Consider the following 17,027-nt stretch of genomic DNA (forward strand, 5'->3'; position numbering starts at 1 on the left):
GATGCGCCCGGTGTCCTACATCCCCGTGGCCGCGCGCATCGCCGCTCCCACGATGCCCGCGTTGTTCTGCAGGTGCGCCGGGACGACCTCGGCCTTGATGCCCTCGATATGGGACAGGAACTTCTCGGACTTGCGGCTGACACCGCCACCGATCACGAACAGCTCCGGCGAGAACAGCATCTCCAGGTGAGCCAGGTACTTCTGCACCCGGTGCGCCCAGTGCTCCCACGTCAGCTCGTGGTCCTCCCTGGCCTTGCTGGACGCCCGCTTCTCCGCCTCGTGGCCGTGCAGCTCCAGGTGGCCGAGCTCCGTGTTGGGGACCAGGACGCCGTCCACGAAGACGGCGCTGCCGATGCCCGTACCGAACGTCAGCATGACGACCGTGCCCCGGCGGCCCTTGCCGGCGCCGAAGTGCATCTCGGCGACGCCCGCCGCGTCCGCGTCGTTGACGACGGTCACGGGCAGGCCACCGAGGCGGTCGCCGAGCAGGACGCGCGCGTCGGTGTGGATCCAGCCCTTGTCGACGTTGGCCGCCGAACGGATCGTGGTGCCGCCGGTGACCACGCCCGGGAAGGTGACCCCGACCGGGCCGGTCCAGCCGAAGTGGTCGATGACCTGCTTGACCCCGTCGGCCACCGCGTCCGGCGTGGACGGGTGCGGGGTGAGGACCTTGCAGCGCTCCTGCGCCAGGTCCCCCTTGTCCAGGTCGACCGGGGCACCCTTGATCCCGGACCCGCCGATGTCCACACCGAAGATCTGCATGGAACCACGTTAAGCCGGACGGTGAACGGTCACCGAATCGAACGTCGTCACCGATCGGACACGGGGTGAGGAATGGGGACGTGACGACGTCACGCCGTCACGTCCCCGGGTGTTCTCACCCGTCGGCGCGCCGCGCCGGCCCCACTACGCCGAGGCCTGGCCCGTCCCCGTGCCGCCGCGCTCCGCCACCAGCGTCGCCGCCTCCTCGCGCAGGTCGCGGCGCAGTTCCTTGGGCAGCGAGAAGATGATGGACTCCTCCGCGGCCTTGACGATCTCGACGTCCTCGAAGCCGCGCTGCGCGAGCCGTTCCAGGACCTGCTCGACCAGTACCTCCGGCACCGAGGCGCCCGAGGTGACGCCGACCGTGGCGACACCCTCCAGCCAGGACTCGTCGATCTCGTCGGCGAAGTCCACCAGGTGGGCGTCACGGGCGCCCGCGATCTTGGCGACCTCGACGAGACGCTTGGAGTTCGAGGAGTTCCGCGAGCCGACCACGATCACCAGGTCCGCCTCGGCGCCCATCTGCTTGACCGCGAGCTGGCGGTTCTGCGTGGCGTAGCAGATGTCGTCGCTGGGCGGGGAGATCAGCTGGGGGAACTTGTCCTTGAGTGCGTCGACGGTCTCCATGGTCTCGTCCACCGAGAGGGTGGTCTGGGAGAGCCAGACCACCTTCGACGGGTCGCGGACCTCGACCTTGGCGACGTCCCCGGGGCCGTCGACGAGCTGGATGTGGTCGGGGGCCTCGCCGGAGGTGCCGATGACCTCCTCGTGACCCTCGTGCCCGATCAGGAGGATGTCGTAGTCCTCGCCTGCGAACCGGACCGCTTCCTTGTGCACCTTGGTGACCAGCGGGCAGGTCGCGTCGATGGTGGCGAGCCGGCCGCGCTCGGCCTCCTCGTGGACGACGGGGGCCACGCCGTGCGCGGAGAACATGACGATGTTGCCCGGCGGCACCTCCTCCGTCCGTTCGACGAAGACGGCGCCCTTCTTCTCCAGGGTCTGCACGACGTACTTGTTGTGCACGATCTCGTGCCGGACGTAGACGGGGGCCCCATACTGCTCCAGGGCCTTCTCGACGGCGATCACGGCGCGGTCCACGCCCGCGCAGTAGCCCCGGGGGGCGGCGAGCAGGACACGGCGGCCAGGCGAAGCAGTCATGCGTCCCATCGTAAGGGCCGTGTCCGGCCGTCCGGTGATCGCATCCGGCGGAAGGCGCCGGACCGGCCCGGGTTCCGGATGCGCGGGGGCGGTGAGCAGGACGTACGGGCGCACCGGGCGCATGGGCGGGCGGTGCGCGGGCACGGGCGGACGGTGTACGGCACCGGGTCGCCGCCCGGTGGTGGCCCCTGGTGTCGGTGACCCGCACTACTCTCGCGGCATGGCTGTCAACACGTCTGCGGAAGCGCCCATCCCGGTCGGTGAGGTGTCACGGCTCATCGGGGGGTGGATCGACCGGCTCGGCGCGGTGTGGGTCGAGGGGCAGATCACCCAGCTGTCGCGGCGGCCGGGGGCCGGCGTGGTGTTCATGACGCTGCGGGACGCCTCGTACGACATCTCCGTCGGAGTGACCTGCTACCGGCAGGTGTTCGACGCCGTCACCGACGTCGTCGGCGAGGGCACACGGGTCGTGGTGCACTGCAAGCCCGAGTGGTACGCCCCGCGCGGGCAGCTGTCGCTGCGGGCCGCCGAGATCAGACCGGTCGGGGTCGGGGAGCTGCTCGCGCGGCTCGAGCAGCTGAAGAAGTCCCTCGCGCGGGAGGGACTTTTCGCGCCGGAGCGGAAGAAGACGCTGCCGTTCCTGCCGCGGCTGATCGGGCTGGCCTGCGGGCGCGCCTCGGCCGCCGAGCGGGACGTGCTGGAGAATGCCCGGCGCCGCTGGCCCGCCGTCCGCTTCGAGGTGCGCAATGTCGCCGTGCAGGGCGTGCACGCGGTGCCGCAGGTCGTCCAGGCCGTGAAGGAGCTGGACGCGGTCGACGAGGTGGACGTGATCGTCGTGGCGCGGGGCGGGGGCAGCGTGGAGGACCTGCTGCCGTTCTCCGACGAGCAGCTGGTGCGGGCGGTGGCGGCCTGCCGTACGCCGGTCGTCTCCGCGATCGGGCACGAGCCGGACAACCCGCTCCTGGATCATGTCGCCGACGTGCGGGCCTCCACTCCGACGGACGCCGCCAAGAAGGTGGTCCCGGACGTGGGCGAGGAGTACGAGCGGGTGCGGCTGCTGCGCGACCGTGCGCGGCGCTGCGTCCAGGCGTTCGTCGACCGGGAGGAGCGGGGGCTGGCCCATGCGCTGGCCCGGCCCTCCATGGAAGAACCGCACCGGATGATCGACGGACGGGCCGAGGAGGTCACCGCGCTGCTCGACCGGGCCCGGCGCTCTCTGCGGCACCAGCTGGACCGGACCGACTCCGAGCTGACGCACACGCACGCACGCGTGGTGGCCCTGTCCCCCGCCGCGACGCTGAAGCGCGGGTACGCCGTGCTGCAGCGGGCCGACGGGCACGCGGTGCGTGATCCGGGCGAGGTGGAGGCCGGTGAGGCGTTGCGGGCACGGGTGTCCGAGGGCGAGTTCAGTGTCCGAGTCGATGCGTAGGGTGGGCGGATGACCAGCAAGACGGAGCAGACCGGGCAGACCGGGCAGACCGGGCAGGCGGCGGGGGCCGCCGGTCGGGCGGAGGCCGCGGCCGAGGCGCTCGGGTACGAGCAGGCACGGGACGAGCTGATCGAGGTCGTACGCCGTCTGGAAACGGGCGGTACGACGCTGGAGGAGTCTCTCGCGCTCTGGGAGCGGGGCGAGGAGCTGGCCAAGGTGTGCCGGAGCCGGCTGGACGGGGCACGGGCCCGGCTGGACGCGGCACTCGCGGAGGAGACCGCCGGCGCGGGGCGCGCGGAGGACGGGTCCGGGGACCTGTAGGCCGCGTGCGGCCCGCCCCGGCCCGTCCGACGGGCCCGGAGCTACCTGGCGTCGCCCTCGGCCAGTGCGTGGGCGACGAGGGCGTTCGCGTGGCCGTGGCCCAGGCCGTGCTCGGCCTTGAGCCAGGCGACCAGCTCCGTGTGCTTGACGAGCGGCGAGGAGCGGATCAGCTCCTTCCACTCCGCGATCGGACGGCCGTGCTTCTTCTCGATCGACGGAAAGTAGCTGGCTGGGCCCTTGGCGGTGGCGGCCATATCGGGTCGGTCCCCTCTGCTCCGGATGATGGCGTACTGCTTGCAGGACCGGAGGCGGGCGGGGAAGTGATCGGAGAATCGACGTGGTCCGCGTCACCCGGCGAACAGAGCCGTGAAGCGGATCACCGCACCCCATTTTGATTGAACTTTGAACTTCTCTGGCGTAGCGTTTTCTCCGCCAAGGGCTGCGCGCAGGTCGTGCGGAGCCGACACCCTCCTCCAGAAAGATCACGCATGTCCCTCGTTCTTGACGCCGCCGCCCAGAACCTGCTCTTCCGTGAGGCACGCACCGCCAACACGTTCACCGACGAGCCGGTGACCGACGAGCAGGTGCAGGCCATCTACGACCTGGTCAAGTACGGCCCGACCTCCATGAACCAGTCGCCGCTGCGCGTCACCCTGGTCCGCTCCCCCGAGGCCCGCGAGCGTCTCGTCCAGCACATGTCCGAGGGCAACAAGCCCAAGACGGCCGCCGCCCCGCTGGTCGCGATCCTCTCCGCGGACAACGAGTTCCACGAGGAACTGCCGCGCCTCTTCCCGCACTTCCCACAGGCCAAGGACATGTTCGCCGCCGACCGCCTGGTGCGGGAGAAGAACGCCGCGTTGAACGCCGCCCTCCAGGCCGCGTACTTCATCGTCGGTGTGCGCGCCGCGGGTCTGGCCGCCGGCCCGATGACCGGCGGCGACCTCGAGGGCATCCGCAAGGAATTCCTCGACGACGACCACACCCCGCTGATGGTCGTCAACATCGGCCGCCCCGGCCAGGACGCCTGGTTCCCGCGCAGTCCTCGCCTGGAGTACGGCCAGGTCGTCACCACCGTCTGACCCACGCCTGCGCCGCGGCGCGCACGGCACGCGCATACGGCAGGACGCCCCCCGACACGCCATCGGAGGTGCCTGCCGTACGCCGATCAGTCGGATTCGGTGCGCAGGGCCCCGGCCATCTCCGCCAGCCGGGCGAAGGACGCCGTGCCCGTCACCACCGTGGTCGAGTCCTCGTCCTCGAGCACCAGCGCGTCGTACCGATCGCCCTCGTACCGGGTCCAGGTCCTGCCGGCGATCTGCTGCGTCCTCCCGGTCTCCTCCGCGCCCTGGGTCTCGTCCTCGATGAAGACCACCGGCTTCCGAGTCGACTGCTCCACCGCCACGTACTCCCCGTCGGGGGCTCGGTAGCCGAGGTGCCAGGCGTCGAACTCCTCGCCCTGGAAACGGACGGAGGTGGGCTTCCACGCCTCGGGCAGCCCCTCGGGCGCGGCCACCGCGTAGGCGGCGGCACGGCGCGCGGTGAGCAGGTCGACGCGGTAGTCGACCCGCTTGAGGTCGGGCTCGCTGCCGTCGTGCGGGATGAACAGCCAGATCACTCCCGCGGCGAGCAAGATGAGACCCAGGGAAAGGATCATGTCCCGGGCCGACTTCTGCGTGCTGTTCGTTCCTGCCACCCCCCTATCGTCGCAGGTGCCCGGTCCGCTCATCCGTGGGGCCCCCTGCTCATTCTGTCTGCCCGGCGCTAGAGTCGGGCTCAACACCCTCATCCGGCCGTCGTCGTACAGAAAGGTGCGCTCCGATGACCGAGAATCATCAGTTGCCGTCCGAACTCGATGTGCCCTCCGAAGCTCCCGACCGCAACCTCGCCATGGAACTCGTCCGGGTCACCGAGGCCGCCGCGATGGCCGCCGGGCGCTGGGTCGGGCGCGGCGACAAGAACGGCGCCGACGGGGCCGCGGTACGCGCCATGCGCACCCTCGTCTCCACCGTCTCGATGAACGGCGTCGTCGTCATCGGCGAGGGGGAGAAGGACGAGGCCCCCATGCTCTTCAACGGGGAGCGCGTGGGCGACGGGACCGGGCCCGAGTGCGACATCGCCGTCGACCCGATCGACGGCACCACGCTGACCGCCAAGGGCATGACCAACGCGATCGCCGTGCTGGCCGCCGCCGAACGCGGCTCGATGTTCGACCCGTCTGCCGTGTTCTACATGGACAAGCTGGTCACCGGCCCCGAGGCCGCCGACTTCGTCGACATCGACGCGCCCGTGTCCGTGAACATCCGCCGGGTCGCCAGGGCCAAGCGGGCGACCCCCGAGGACGTCACGGTGGTGATCCTCGACCGGCCTCGGCACGAGGGCATCATCAAGGAGATCAGAGAGACCGGTGCGCGCATCAAACTGATCTCCGACGGTGACGTGGCCGGCTCGATTCTCGCCCTGCGCGAGGGCACCGGCATCGACCTGCTGCTCGGCATCGGCGGCACCCCCGAGGGCATCATCTCGGCCTGTGCCGTGAAGTGCCTCGGCGGCACCCTCCAGGGCAAGCTGTGGCCGCAGGACGACGCGGAGCGGCAGCGCGCGCTCGACGCGGGGCACGACCTCGACCGGGTGCTGACCGACGCGGACCTCGTCACCGGCGACAACGTGTTCTTCGTGGCCACCGGCATCACCGACGGCGAACTGCTGCGCGGGGTGCGATACCGGTCCGAGACCGCCACGACCGACTCCATCGTGATGCGGTCCAGGTCGGGGACGGTGCGGCGGATCGACTCCGAGCACCGGCTGAGCAAGCTGCGTGCGTACAGTGCAGTGGATTTCGACCGGGCGAAGTAGCTCCGCGGGGTTCGCCGGAGGTGGTGCGGGGCCCACGGGTGTGCGGTCCGTGGGCCCCCGCCTCGTGCCGTCCGGCGGTCCCGCCGAAGGGTGCGGGCCCGCTCTGGAAGTGTGTGCGACACCCACTGACGAGCGGCGAGCCAGGTGACAGGTAACGCGCTGGCGGCTTTCAGGGCTTCGCTGCCGAAGGTTTCCCGGGCTGGCGGGGGGGGGCGGGCGGTCCCGGTCTTGCCGAGGTGTCCGTACACCGTCGGCCGAGGCACGCCGAACACGTCGGCGATCTGCTGGACGGTTTCCTCCCGCTCGTCGTGGAGCCGCTGGGCGAGCGCGGCTTGGCCCTCGATGCGCTTGGGCCGGCGCCCACCCGGCCGCGGGCCCGCGCGGGGGCGAGCCCGCCGTGGTGTTCGCCACGATCCGCTCGCACTGGAGCTCGGCGGGCGACCGGAACGCCGAACGGGCCGAGGAGCCCGCCGCGTTCGCGGCCGCGCCGAGCAGGACATCGGGGATCCGGACGACTTCGCGCTGCACCGGCTGCGGCCTTCCGCGCTCACCCACGACGCGGAGGGCGGTACCTCCGCCCCGATGCCGCCGGCCCGCTCCCGCCACGGCTCGGTTTGCTCACTGGAGCGGTACGCCCGCCCCGGCGTCGACGCGGTCGCCCGGCACGTCGCCGGACGCGACCCCGCCGCACGCGGATCAGAGCGGATCAGAGCGGATCAGAGCGGATCAGAGCTTCAAGATCATCTCGTTGCCCCTTCGGCGCGCGTCTCGGTCACACCCCGGGAACGCGCCCCCTGCACAGCGCAGGGCGCGTGGTTCTCCGCGGCCCCGGGTGGGCCGGGTGTGCGGGGCCCGGAGGGCCGGGGGCCGGTCAGCCTGCTGCTGCTACGGGGCCGCCCGTGCGGGCCGCCTTCTGGAGTTCCAGGTCTCGGCGGCGGCGTCGGGCCAGGACCACGCGGCGCTCGGCGGCGGTCAGGCCGCCCCAGACTCCGTAGGGCTCGGGCTGGAGCAGGGCGTGCTCCCGGCACTCCACCATCACCGGGCAGCGGGCGCAGACCCGCTTGGCGGCCTCCTCGCGGGAGAGCCTGGCGGCCGTGGGCTCCTTCGACGGGGCGAAGAACAGTCCTGCCTCGTCGCGCCGGCACACCGCCTCGGTGTGCCAGGGCGCGTCCTGGTCCCTGTCTCGCGTCGGCACCCGCTGGGCCGGAACGGCAGCTACCTGCAGGGACGAATGCGGCGGTTGCGGCACGGGTCTACTCCTGACGACGGCTTCGCGAGCGAGAGACGATGCAGCAAGGCTTACCCGCTGTGCGCACGCCTATGCACTGAGTCCCGAACCGCCGTTTCCGGCACCGGAATTCGGCCTATACCGCCACCGCACCGGTGACCCGGCCGCATCGACGGGACGCCTCCGCTTCACGGGCCTCAATGGTCCCGGCGCCACCGCAGACTCTTGTCCACCGAGCGCTGCACCCGGTCGAGGATGTCCGCCACCAGCTTGCCCCGCCTGGGCCGTGCCTCGACGTTGCCCAGCACCGCCCAGCCGTCCACGTAGACCACCGGCGCCTCGGGGTCCTCCGTGTCCAGCGAGGCCACCTCGAAGTTGCCGAGGACGCCCCCGCCCATGCCGCGCAGCGACACGTTCTCCGGGACGCGGACCTCGACGTTGCCGAAGACCGAGAAGGCCTTGATCACGACCTGCTGGTGGTCGAAGATCGCCTCACTGAGGTCTATCTCGACACTGCCGAAGACCGCGTACACGTGGATGCGGCGGCCCGCCCGCCGGCGGCCCTTGCGGGTGGCGGCGCTGAAGACCGCGACCACGTTGTCGTCGGGCTCCGTCGGGAAGGCGCCCGCGGCGGGCCGGCCGGGCACCGCGGCAGGGGTCGCGCGCCGCTGGTGGGCGCCCGGCAGGTCCCGTACGAACACCTCGAGCTCCCCCTCGGTCCTGGCGGCCAGCACGCCCTCGACACGCCCGGAGTGCTCCTCGGGGGTCAGTCTGCCTTCGGCGAGGGCATCGCGCAGAAGGTCGGCGACACGGTCGCGGTCGGCGTCCGAGACGCGCAGCTCGGCGGCCCGCGGCGCGCTGTCCTGCGGCTGGGCGTGCTTCTGAAGGTCCACGGCAGCAGCGTACCCAAACGCGATAGATCGCGACTACCCCCTGTCGCGAAATACCCGCGAACCCCACGGGAACCGCTGGACGGGAAGCGCGAGAGCCCGCGGCCGGGCCGTGGCCGACAGCAACTGAGGACAACCTCACAGGTTCCCCCACCGCGACAGGTCCTACGCTGGTGGCCGCTCGCCGGCGTCGGCGGGCGGCCACCCGTCGAGTGAGGAATGGGCGAGATGCCTGAGTTCGAGTACGCCGATCTGCTCCCCACGGGAGAGGACACCACCCCCTACCGGCTGGTGACCTCCGAAGGTGTCTCCACCTTCGAGGCCGACGGACGGACCTTCCTCAAGGTCGAGCCGGAGGCGCTGCGCAAGCTCGCCGAAGAGGCCATCCGCGACATCCAGCACTACCTCCGCCCCGCACACCTCGCCCAGCTGCGCCGCATCGTCGACGACCCCGAGGCCTCGTCGAACGACAAGTTCGTCGCCCTGGACCTGCTGAAGAACGCCAACATCGCGGCGGCCGGCGTGCTCCCCATGTGCCAGGACACCGGCACCGCGATCGTCATGGGCAAGCGCGGCCAGAACGTCCTCACCGGGGGCGGCGACGAGGAGGCCCTCTCCCGGGGCATCTACGACGCGTACCACAACCTCAACCTGCGCTACTCCCAGATGGCGCCCCTGACCATGTGGGAGGAGAAGAACACCGGCTCCAACCTCCCCGCCCAGATCGAGCTGTACGCCACCGACGGCGGCACCTACAAGTTCCTGTTCATGGCCAAGGGCGGCGGCTCCGCCAACAAGAGCTTCCTCTACCAGGAGACCAAGGCCGTCCTGAACGAGTCCTCCATGATGAAGTTCCTGGAGGAGAAGATCCGTTCGCTCGGCACGTCCGCCTGTCCGCCGTACCATCTGGCGATCGTCGTCGGCGGCACCTCCGCCGAGTACGCGCTGAAGACCGCGAAGTACGCCTCCGCGCACTACCTCGACGAGATCCCCTCCGAGGGCTCCCCGCTCGGCCACGGCTTCCGCGACAAGGCGCTGGAGGACAAGGTCTTCGAGCTGACCCAGAGGATCGGCATCGGCGCGCAGTTCGGCGGCAAGTACTTCTGCCACGACGTCCGCGTGGTCCGGCTGCCGCGGCACGGCGCGTCCTGCCCGGTCGCGATCGCCGTCTCCTGCTCCGCCGACCGCCAGGCCGTCGCGAAGATCACCGCCGAGGGGGTCTTCCTCGAGCAGTTGGAGCGGGACCCCGCGCGGTTCCTCCCGGAGACGACGGACGAGCAGCTGGAGGCCGAGGGCAACGTCGTCAGGGTCGACCTCAACCAGCCGATGGACGACATCCTCGCGGAGCTCACCACGTACCCGGTGAAGACCCGCCTCTCCCTCACCGGCCCGTTGGTCGTCGCCCGCGACATCGCGCACGCCAAGATCAAGGAACGGCTGGACGCGGGCGAGGGGATGCCGCAGTACCTCAAGGACCACCCGGTGTACTACGCCGGTCCGGCCAAGACCCCCGAGGGCTACGCGTCCGGCTCCTTCGGCCCGACCACAGCCGGCCGCATGGACTCCTACGTCGAGCAGTTCCAGGCGGCGGGCGGCTCCAAGGTGATGCTCGCCAAGGGCAACCGCAGCATGCAGGTCACCGACGCGTGCGACGCGCACGGCGGCTTCTACCTCGGATCGATCGGCGGGCCGGCCGCCCGGCTCGCCCAGGACTGCATCAAGAAGGTCGAGGTCCTGGAGTACGAGGAGCTCGGCATGGAGGCGGTCTGGAAGATCGAGGTCGAGAACTTCCCGGCGTTCGTCGTCGTGGACGACAAGGGCAACGACTTCTTCCAGGATCCTTCGCCGCGGCAGCCGACGTTCACGTCGATTCCGGTGCGGGGGCCGGGGCCGGCGTAGCGCCCCCCCCCGGGGGGGGCGGCGGTTGAGGTTCCAGCCCCCGCCGCCCCTTTTCCTCCCGTCCCCGGGGCCGCACCCCGGCCCTCCTCCGGCCCCGGCCGGGCCTCGTCCTCGAACGCCGGCCGGGCGGGGGCCCACCCCCGCGGTCCGTCCTCGACCGGCTGGGCCGACTCGGCACCGGCGCGCCCTCACGACAGGCCCCGGAAAGGCACGCGGGGGCTGCCGCAGGGTCCCGCGCGCCCGGATAGCGGACGCCGTGTTCCGTTTTTGGACAACCTCTCCACACGGAGCCCGTTTCCGTTGACTCTCCCCCCCTTCGCTGTGAACCTTCTCGCCACCTTGACATGCGCTCGCCACGCCAGGCTCCCTGTGGCCCACCCCACGACCACCTCCCGAAGGAGACAGTGTGAGACGACGATTCACCGTGGCGAGCTTCTCCCTCGCCGTCGCGCTCGGCTGCGGGACACTCCCCGCCGCAGCCGCCGCTCCCGCGGGACCGGGCCGGTCCGTCGCCGTCGTGAACGCGCTCGCCGCGCCCGACGTCGACGTGGCGAAGGTGCGGGCCCACCTGAGCGAACTCAGCGCCATCGCCGGCCGCAACGGCGGCAACCGCCGCTCCACCACCCAGGGGTACCTCGACTCGGTCGCCTACGTGAAGGGCAAGCTGCAGGCGGCCGGGTACACCGTCACCGAGCAGCCCTGCACCTCCGGCTGCACCAGAGGAGCGGGTCCCAACCTGATCGCCGAGTGGCCGCAGGGCGACGCGAACAACGTGTACATGTTCGGCGCCCACCTCGACGGCGTCTCGGCGGGCCCCGGCATGAACGACAACGGCTCCGGCTCGGCCGCGCTCCTGGAGAACGCCCTGGCCCTGGCCCAGCAGAACCCGGCCATGCGCAACCGGGTCCGCTTCGCCTGGTGGACCGACGAGGAGCAGGGCCTCAACGGCTCGGATTTCTACGTCCGTTCGCTGTCCTCCACCCAGCGCTCCAGGGTCCGGGCGTACTACAACTTCGACATGATCGCCTCGACCAACGGCGGCTACTTCATCAACCGCATCACCTCGTCGGCCGCCGCGCCGATGAAGGCGTACTGGGACTCGCTGGGTCTGCGGCCCGAGGAGAACACCGAGGGCGCCGGGCGCAGCGACGACTACCCCTTCCAGCAGGCCGGCATCCCCACCTCCGGCTACGCGATGGGCGCCGGCGCCCGCAAGACGTCCGCGCAGGCCACCAAATGGGGCGGCACGGCCGGTTCCGCCTACGACCCCTGCTACCACCGGTCCTGCGACACCCTCGCCAACATCGACACCACCGGCCTGAACCGTGCGGCCGACGGCATCGCCCACACCCTCTGGCAGCAAGCCGTCTCCTGAAACCGGGAAGCCGCCGGTTCCCGGCCCGGCGGCGTACGACGGCTCCACGCCCGAGGCCGACGGCGGCACGCTCACCACGCCGTCCGACGCCGACACCCGTAGCGGAGCGGATGCGTGCGGCGCCCGGTCGGCCTGACGGCGTACGCGGGCCGCCGGGTGGCCGTCTCCCTCTCCGAAGGTCCACACGGTCGGTGGGAGCGCGTCCCCGCGGTCGGGCCTCCTGGCCGACGACACGTGCCTCCGTGGCACCCGGCCGGCGCCGGTCTCCACGGGGCACTCCGCCCCGCCACTCCCTCGCGGCGGGGCGGAGTCCGTTCCGGGTACCCGCGCGGAATGCTGGCAGGGGCCGGCAGGAATACACCCGGCCCGCACCACTGCTGTGGACCTTCGGAGGTATGACGATGACGACCACGGACGACAACCGGCACTACCGCATCGAACACGACTCCATGGGGGAGGTGAAGGTACCCGCCGACGCCAAGTGGCGGGCTCAGACGCAGCGGGCCGTGCAGAACTTCCCGGTCTCGGGGCAGCGCATCGAACGCGCCCACATCGAGGCCCTCGCCCTGGTCAAGGGCGCCGCGGCGAAGGTGAACGCGCGTCTCGGTGTGCTGGACGAGGACATCGCCGAGGCGATCGGGGAGGCGGCCGGGGAGGTCGCCGGGGGAAAGTGGGACGAGCACTTCCCCGTCGACGTGTTCCAGACGGGTTCGGGCACCTCGTCCAACATGAACACCAACGAGGTCATCGCCACCCTGGCGACCGAGCGGCTCGGGCGCCCCGTGCATCCCAACGACCACGTCAACGCCTCCCAGTCGTCCAACGACGTCTTCCCTTCCTCGATCCACATCGCCGCCACCGCCGCCGTCACCCGGAACCTCGTACCGGCTCTCGAGCACCTCGCGGCCTCGCTGGAGCGCAAGGCCGAGGAGTTCGCCGACGTGGTGAAGTCGGGGCGTACGCACCTGATGGACGCCACGCCCGTCACCCTCGGGCAGGAGTTCGGCGGGTACGCGGCCCAGGTGCGGTACGGGGTCGAGCGGCTGCACGCCTCCCTCCCCCGGCTGGCCGAGCTGCCCCTCGGCGGGACCGCCGTCGGCACCGGCATCAACACCCCGCCCGGGTTCCCGGCCGCAGTCATCGAGGAGGTCGCCCGGGTCACCGGGCTGCCGCTGACCGAGGCCCGCGACCACTTCGAGGCGCAGGGCGCGCGGGACGGCATCGTGGAGACCAGCGGCCAGCTGCGGACGATCGCGGTCGGCCTGACGAAGATCGCCAACGATCTGCGGTGGATGGCCTCGGGTCCCCGCACGGGCCTCGCCGAGATCGCCCTGCCCGACCTCCAGCCCGGCTCCTCGATCATGCCCGGCAAGGTCAACCCGGTCATCCCGGAGGCCGTGCTCATGGTGAGCGCGCAGGTCGTCGGCAACGACGCGACCGTCGCCACCGCGGGTGCCGCCGGCAACTTCGAGCTCAACGTGATGCTGCCCGTCATCGCGAAGAACGTCCTGGAGTCGATCAGGCTGCTCGCGAACGCCTCCCGGCTGCTCGCCGACCGTACGGTCGACGGGATCGTCGCCGACCGCGAGCGGGCCCGGGAGTACGCCGAGTCCTCGCCGTCCGTGGTCACCCCGCTCAACAGGTACATCGGCTACGAGGAGGCCGCGAAGGTCGCCAAGGAGGCGCTGGCACAGCGGAAGACCATCCGTCAGGTGGTCCTGGAGAGCGGGTACGTCGAGCGCGGCGACCTCACCGTGGAGCAACTCGACGAGGCGCTGGACGTCCTGCGGATGACGCACCCGTGAGGCGGCGCGGCCGAGGCGTGTCCACGCCGTGTCCGGCGTTCCGCACAGGTGAAGCGTGACGGGGACCGCAGCGATCTGTGCCTGTGGCACCTAATATCTGCCCATGACAGAGGGCGGAGCGGCAGGACGCGGGCACGACCACTGGGTACCGGGGACGCAGGTTCTGTGGCGCTACCGGGAGAACGGCGGCGCACGCTTGCACATCGCGCGCCCCGTCACGGTCGTACGCGACGATCCCGAACTGCTCGCCGTGTGGATGGCGCCCGGCACCGAGTGTGTGAAGCCGGTGCTCGCCGACGGCACCCCCGTGCACCAGGAGCCCCTCCGCACCCGGTACACCAAGCCCCGCACGGTCCAGCGCGGCCGCTGGACCGGGACCGGCGTGCTGAAGCTGGCCCGGCCCGGTAAGCCCTGGTCGGTGTGGCTGTTCTGGAACCAGGGCTGGCGGTTCAAGAACTGGTACGTGAACCTGGAGGAGCCGCTGGCCCGTTGGACCGGCGGGGTGGACTCCGAGGATCATTTTCTGGACATATCCGTTTACCCGGACCGCAGTTGGCACTGGCTGGACGAGGACGAGTTCGCGCAGGCCCAGCGGGACGGACTGGTGGATGCCACACTGGCCGGCCGGGTGCGGGAGGCGGGCCGGGACGCGGTGGCCGTGATCTCCCGCTGGGGAGCCCCGTTCTCGGACGACTGGCAGAACTGGCGCCCGGATCCGTCGTGGGCGGTACCTTCACTGCCATCGGACTGGGACCGCACACCTGTGCATCTGACGTCATGAGACTCTTGATGCACTCCGGGTCAGAAAACGTAGGATCGTCCTCCGCAAGGCACCGGGCGGCGGCAACTTCCGGAGCAAGCGCTGGGCTTGACCGATCGTCACCGAGGGGCGGCAGGACGTGAGCGAGGGATACGGCAACACCGGTGCGGGCCGGGGACGGCCGGCAGGCGGCACAGAAACAGGCGCTCACCACGCGGGAATCCCGTTCCCGGGACAGGCGTTCCGGGTATCGGAGTCTCGGCAGGACGTACGGTGTGCACGGCGTGCGTCCCCGGCCTCACGTTCACGGGACGGGCGCGAAGGTGAGGAACGGGCCGTGGCCCCGGACGGATGGACTCGACACGCGTGACGGAGCAGCCGACCTCCTACGAGCGCCCGGAACCGGGCGTCATCCCCGCAGATACCCGCGGGGCGTTCCTGTCTGCCTCGGCACCGGCACACGGTCCCGGCTCGACGTCGTCGTCGTCATCGTCGTCATCGTCATCGTCACCTCCGTCGGCATCGGGCACCGCCGGTCCCGGCGCCGAGCACTCCCAGCCGCACGCCGGGCAGGAATCCGAACCCGACACCCACCGCCCTCGGCCCGCGCCCGAGGGCATCCCGCTCCAGCCGGCCGGAGGACAGAAACCCGACGTGCACGACCACCCGGCAGCGGACCACCCGGCGGCGGACCCTTCGGCCCCCGGCGGCACGTCCCGGGAACAGGCGTCCCAGGACCACTCCGTACCCGCCCCCGACGGCCCCGAGCGGCGCACCGGCCAGGTGACCCCGCCCGGGAAACCCACGCCGATGCGGCGGGACGGGGACCGGCTGAGGTTCGTCGGCGCCGCGACCCGGCGGATCGCCCGCGGCATCGATCTCGAAGAGATCGTGATGGGTCTGTGCCGGGCCACCGTGCCCACCTTCGCCGACACCATCCTGGTCTACCTGCGCGAGCCGCTGCCGGTCGGTGACGAGCGGCCCACCGGTCCGCTGGTGCTGCGGCTGCGGCGCAGCGACCGGATCCCGGCCGAGCGCGACATCGAGGGCGGATTCGTGCCGGCCGCCGCGCCCACGCCGTCCGAGCTGGACTCCATCGGCTCGGAGCGGTGCACGGTGCGGCCCGGCAGCGCGCTCGCCGAAGTGCTGCGCGGCGTACGACCGGTGTTCACGGACGCGCCCGCCGCGCGCGCCGCGCTGCCCGAACTCCTGGGCAACGGAGCCGAACCGGCCGTCCCCGGCGGTCAGCGGGCGATCCTCGCGCCGCTGCGCGGCCGGCGTCGGGTGATCGGCGCGGCCCTGTTCCTGCGCGGTCCGGAGCGCCTGGCGTTCGAGGCCGACGACCTGCTGGTCGCCGCCCAGCTCGCCACGCACAGCGCCCTCGGCATCGACAAGGCGGTGCTGTACGGGCGGGAGGCGTACATCGCGGACGAGTTGCAGCGGACCATGCTGCCGGAGAACCTGCCGCGCTGCACGGGCGTGCGGCTGGCCTCCCGCTATCTGCCGGCCGCAGAGACCGCGCGCGTGGGCGGTGACTGGTACGACGCCATCCCGTTGCCCGGCAGCAGGGTCGCGCTGGTCGTCGGCGACGTCATGGGGCACTCCATGACCTCCGCCGCGATCATGGGCCAGCTGCGCACCACCGCCCAGACCCTGGCCGGTCTCGACCTGCCGCCGCAGGAGGTGCTGCACCACCTCGACGAACAGGCACAGCGGCTCGGCGCGGACCGCATGGCGACCTGTCTGTACGCGGTGTACGACCCGGTCGCGCACCGCATCACCATCGCCAACGCCGGTCATCCGCCGCCGATTCTGCTGCCCATCGGCGGGCGGGCCGAGGTGCTGCGGGTACCCGCGGGCGCCCCGATCGGCGTCGGCGGCGTGGATTTCGAGGCGGTCGAGCTGGACGCGCCGGCCGGGGCGACGCTGCTGCTCTACACGGACGGCCTGGTCGAGTCCCGGCTGCGGGACGTGTGGACCGGCATCAACCAGCTGCGCGACAAGCTCGCCGCGACCGCGCAGCTGACCGGCCCGGACCATCCGCCGCCGCTGGAGGCGCTGTGCGACGAGGTGCTCGACATGCTCGGTCCGGGTGACCGGGACGACGACATCGCGCTGCTCGCCGCCCGCTTCGACGGGATCGCGCCGAACGACGTGGCGTACTGGTTCCTCGAGCCGGAGGACGCCGCTCCCGGCCGGGCCCGCCGGCTGGCCCGCCGGGCGCTGTCCCGGTGGGGGATGGAGGACCTGAGCGACTCGGTGGAGCTGCTGGTCAGCGAGGTGGTTACCAACGCGGTCCGGTACGCCTCCCGCCCGGTCACCCTGCGGCTGCTGCGTACGGACGTCCTGCGCTGCGAGGTCGGTGACGACGTGCCCCAGCTCCCGCGGCTGCGCCAGGCGCGCGCCACGGACGAGGGCGGCCGCGGCCTCTACCTGGTCAACCGTCTGGCCCGCCGCTGGGGCGCGACCCGGCTGAGCACCGGCAAGGTGGTGTGGTTCGAACTGAACCACGGCGGCTGAAGCACGGCGCACACGCCGAGCCGCACG

At 71.6% G+C, this 17,027-nt stretch carries 15 protein-coding genes; 9 read left to right on the plus strand and 6 right to left on the minus strand.

The window, feature by feature from the left end; all coding sequences use genetic code 11:
* Positions 1-15 precede the first annotated feature (15 nt).
* Both ppgK and HUV60_RS11365 read right to left on the minus strand, forming a co-directional pair.
* Positions 16-762, minus strand: coding sequence for a polyphosphate--glucose phosphotransferase (gene ppgK, locus HUV60_RS11360; protein ID WP_257847548.1), 747 nt, complete (start codon positions 760-762; stop codon positions 16-18).
* Between the two features lie 144 nt (positions 763-906).
* A complete protein-coding gene (locus HUV60_RS11365; RefSeq protein ID WP_257847547.1) occupies positions 907-1,929 on the minus strand; it encodes a 4-hydroxy-3-methylbut-2-enyl diphosphate reductase in 1,023 nt (340 codons plus the stop codon).
* Positions 1,930-2,140: 211 nt separating this feature from the next.
* Here HUV60_RS11365 and xseA point away from each other — a divergent pair, with 211 nt between their 5' ends.
* On the plus strand, positions 2,141-3,349 hold the full coding sequence (xseA, locus tag HUV60_RS11370; RefSeq protein ID WP_257847546.1) for an exodeoxyribonuclease VII large subunit: 1,209 nt from the start codon (positions 2,141-2,143) through the stop codon (positions 3,347-3,349).
* A 9-nt stretch (positions 3,350-3,358) separates the two neighbouring features.
* Complete coding sequence (locus HUV60_RS11375; protein ID WP_257847545.1) at positions 3,359-3,670, plus strand: exodeoxyribonuclease VII small subunit; 312 nt, start codon at positions 3,359-3,361, stop codon at positions 3,668-3,670.
* Positions 3,671-3,711: 41 nt separating this feature from the next.
* Here HUV60_RS11375 and HUV60_RS11380 read toward each other — a convergent pair whose 3' ends face one another.
* Entirely contained in the window at positions 3,712-3,924 is a 213-nt protein-coding gene (locus HUV60_RS11380; protein ID WP_257847544.1) for a DUF4287 domain-containing protein, read from the minus strand.
* Between the two features lie 234 nt (positions 3,925-4,158).
* On the opposite strand from HUV60_RS11380, the gene HUV60_RS11385 reads away from it, so the two are divergent.
* Positions 4,159-4,749: a malonic semialdehyde reductase gene (locus HUV60_RS11385; protein WP_257847543.1), complete on the plus strand. Its 591-nt coding sequence runs from the start codon at positions 4,159-4,161 to the stop codon at positions 4,747-4,749.
* Between the two features lie 86 nt (positions 4,750-4,835).
* On the opposite strand, the gene HUV60_RS11390 is transcribed toward HUV60_RS11385, so the two are convergent.
* Positions 4,836-5,363, minus strand: coding sequence for a DUF4245 domain-containing protein (locus HUV60_RS11390; RefSeq protein ID WP_257847542.1), 528 nt, complete (start codon positions 5,361-5,363; stop codon positions 4,836-4,838).
* Positions 5,364-5,488: 125 nt separating this feature from the next.
* Between HUV60_RS11390 and glpX the strand changes: the two genes are divergently transcribed.
* Positions 5,489-6,523 carry a class II fructose-bisphosphatase gene (gene glpX, locus HUV60_RS11395; protein WP_257847541.1) on the plus strand — a complete coding sequence of 345 codons (1,035 nt, stop codon included), beginning with the start codon at positions 5,489-5,491 and terminating at the stop codon, positions 6,521-6,523.
* 871 nt (positions 6,524-7,394) lie between these two features.
* Here glpX and HUV60_RS11400 read toward each other — a convergent pair.
* Together HUV60_RS11400 and HUV60_RS11405 are read right to left on the minus strand one after the other, a co-directional pair.
* Complete coding sequence (locus HUV60_RS11400; RefSeq protein ID WP_257847540.1) at positions 7,395-7,772, minus strand: WhiB family transcriptional regulator; 378 nt, start codon at positions 7,770-7,772, stop codon at positions 7,395-7,397.
* A gap of 176 nt (positions 7,773-7,948) precedes the next feature.
* Complete coding sequence (locus HUV60_RS11405) at positions 7,949-8,644, minus strand: DUF1707 SHOCT-like domain-containing protein (protein ID WP_257847539.1); 696 nt, start codon at positions 8,642-8,644, stop codon at positions 7,949-7,951.
* A 216-nt stretch (positions 8,645-8,860) separates the two neighbouring features.
* Here HUV60_RS11405 and HUV60_RS11410 point away from each other — a divergent pair, with 216 nt between their 5' ends.
* The 5 genes from HUV60_RS11410 (at position 8,861) to HUV60_RS11430 (ending at position 17,000) form a co-directional block, all read left to right on the plus strand.
* Positions 8,861-10,540 carry a fumarate hydratase gene (locus HUV60_RS11410; protein ID WP_269441173.1) on the plus strand — a complete coding sequence of 560 codons (1,680 nt, stop codon included), beginning with the start codon at positions 8,861-8,863 and terminating at the stop codon, positions 10,538-10,540.
* A 406-nt stretch (positions 10,541-10,946) separates the two neighbouring features.
* Complete coding sequence (locus tag HUV60_RS11415; protein WP_257847537.1) at positions 10,947-11,915, plus strand: M28 family metallopeptidase; 969 nt, start codon at positions 10,947-10,949, stop codon at positions 11,913-11,915.
* Positions 11,916-12,316: 401 nt separating this feature from the next.
* Entirely contained in the window at positions 12,317-13,720 is a 1,404-nt protein-coding gene (locus HUV60_RS11420) for a class II fumarate hydratase (RefSeq protein WP_257847536.1), read from the plus strand.
* 103 nt (positions 13,721-13,823) lie between these two features.
* Positions 13,824-14,501, plus strand: a complete 678-nt coding sequence (gene fomD, locus HUV60_RS11425) for a cytidylyl-2-hydroxypropylphosphonate hydrolase (RefSeq protein ID WP_257847535.1) — start codon at positions 13,824-13,826, stop codon at positions 14,499-14,501.
* Positions 14,502-14,831: 330 nt separating this feature from the next.
* A complete protein-coding gene (locus tag HUV60_RS11430; protein WP_257847534.1) occupies positions 14,832-17,000 on the plus strand; it encodes a SpoIIE family protein phosphatase in 2,169 nt (722 codons plus the stop codon).
* Positions 17,001-17,027 lie beyond the last annotated feature (27 nt).

The organism is Streptomyces sp. KMM 9044 (genome assembly GCF_024701375.2).
Taxonomy (GTDB): domain Bacteria; phylum Actinomycetota; class Actinomycetes; order Streptomycetales; family Streptomycetaceae; genus Streptomyces.

What these genes read in the sequence shown, in the direction of transcription:
- glpX (WP_257847541.1), top strand. Translation starts at nt 5,489, where the DNA reads ATGACCGAGAATCATCAGTTGCCGTCCGAACTCGATGTGCCCTCCGAA.
- xseA (WP_257847546.1), top strand. Translation starts at nt 2,141, where the DNA reads ATGGCTGTCAACACGTCTGCGGAAGCGCCCATCCCGGTCGGTGAGGTG.
- HUV60_RS11385 (WP_257847543.1), top strand. Translation starts at nt 4,159, where the DNA reads ATGTCCCTCGTTCTTGACGCCGCCGCCCAGAACCTGCTCTTCCGTGAG.
- HUV60_RS11380 (WP_257847544.1), bottom strand. Translation starts at nt 3,924, where the DNA reads ATGGCCGCCACCGCCAAGGGCCCAGCCAGCTACTTTCCGTCGATCGAG.
- ppgK (WP_257847548.1), bottom strand. Translation starts at nt 762, where the DNA reads ATGCAGATCTTCGGTGTGGACATCGGCGGGTCCGGGATCAAGGGTGCC.
- HUV60_RS11375 (WP_257847545.1), top strand. Translation starts at nt 3,359, where the DNA reads ATGACCAGCAAGACGGAGCAGACCGGGCAGACCGGGCAGACCGGGCAG.
- fomD (WP_257847535.1), top strand. Translation starts at nt 13,824, where the DNA reads ATGACAGAGGGCGGAGCGGCAGGACGCGGGCACGACCACTGGGTACCG.
- HUV60_RS11430 (WP_257847534.1), top strand. Translation starts at nt 14,832, where the DNA reads ATGGACTCGACACGCGTGACGGAGCAGCCGACCTCCTACGAGCGCCCG.
- HUV60_RS11410 (WP_269441173.1), top strand. Translation starts at nt 8,861, where the DNA reads ATGGGCGAGATGCCTGAGTTCGAGTACGCCGATCTGCTCCCCACGGGA.
- HUV60_RS11420 (WP_257847536.1), top strand. Translation starts at nt 12,317, where the DNA reads ATGACGACCACGGACGACAACCGGCACTACCGCATCGAACACGACTCC.
- HUV60_RS11365 (WP_257847547.1), bottom strand. Translation starts at nt 1,929, where the DNA reads ATGGGACGCATGACTGCTTCGCCTGGCCGCCGTGTCCTGCTCGCCGCC.